Genomic DNA, 1,115 nt, shown 5'->3' with positions numbered 1-1,115 from the left:
CGCATTCGGTGTTGCCCTTCCCGGCAGCCATGAACAGCGCGGTGGCACCATCTGCAGTCCGTGCGTTGAGGTCTGCCTCGGCTTCGATCAGTGCATTCACGCAGTCAGTCTTATTTTCTTGGGCAGCCATGAACACAGGGGTGGCGCCACCTGTAGTCTGGGCGTTAAGATTTGCCTCGGCTTCGATCAGGACTTTCACGCAGTCGGTATTGCCTTTCGCAGCAGCGATACACAGTGGGGTGGCGCCATCCGACGTGGCAGCGTTGAGATCTGCCCTGGCTGCGATCAGGATTTTTAGACAGTCGGTGCTATTTTGTTGGGCAGCCATGAACAGCGCGGTGACACCATTCTTGGTTCGGGCGTTGATATTCGCCCTGGCTTCAATCAGGATTTTTAGGTAGTGGCTGTTATTTTCCAACGCAGCAACGAGCAGCGCGATGACGCCATCCCCAATTTGGGCGTTGATATCCGCCTTGGCTCTGATCAGGAGTTTCATGCAGTCGATGTTATTTTCCTGGGCAGCCATGATCAGCGGGGTGGAGCCATCCTCAGCCCGGGCGTTGAGATCTGCCTCGGCTTCGATCAGGAGTTCCACGCAGTCACTGTTGCCTGTTGCAGCAGCGATGGCCAGCGGGGTGACGCCATTTGAACAGGCGGCGTTGAGATCTGCCCCGGCTTCGATCAGGAGTTTCACGCAGTCGGTGCTATTTTGCTGGGCGGCCATGAACAGCGGGGTGGCGCCACCCACGGTTTGGGCGTTGAGATTCGCCTTGGCTCTGATCAGGAGTTTGACGCAGTCGGCCTTATTCTGCTGGGCAGCGATGAGTAGTGCGGTGGCACCATTCTCACGGGCAGCGTTGAGATTCGTCCCGGCGTTGATCAGACGTTCGACGATATCCCTGTGCCCCTGACCAGATGCCAAAATCAAGGCAGTGAAATCATCAGCTAGAGCAGCATTGACATTGACTCCTTCTGCCAGTGAATGGTTCACCCGCGCAAAATCCCCGTTAATACAAGCATCAAAAAACGCCTGGTTCGGGAAAAATTGATCCGGGTGAGATTCACCGGTGCTCAGATTCAATACAGGCATCGGGTCTTGCCGACACATCGCGCAC

General features: G+C 56.1%; 1 protein-coding gene. It reads right to left on the bottom strand.

Annotation, left to right across the window (positions count from 1 at the left end):
• On the bottom strand, positions 1 to 1,090 hold a 1,090-nt coding region (locus KDK19_RS19650; protein WP_257292685.1), incomplete at its 3' end, for an ankyrin repeat domain-containing protein.
• Between the last annotated feature and the right edge of the window lie 25 nt (positions 1,091 to 1,115).

It is taken from the genome of Endozoicomonas sp. ONNA1, assembly GCF_024606325.1.
Classification (GTDB): Bacteria; Pseudomonadota; Gammaproteobacteria; order Pseudomonadales; family Endozoicomonadaceae; genus Endozoicomonas_A.
The sequence above is the reverse complement of the archived record's forward strand: the minus strand, read 5'-3'. Positions and strand labels throughout refer to the sequence as shown.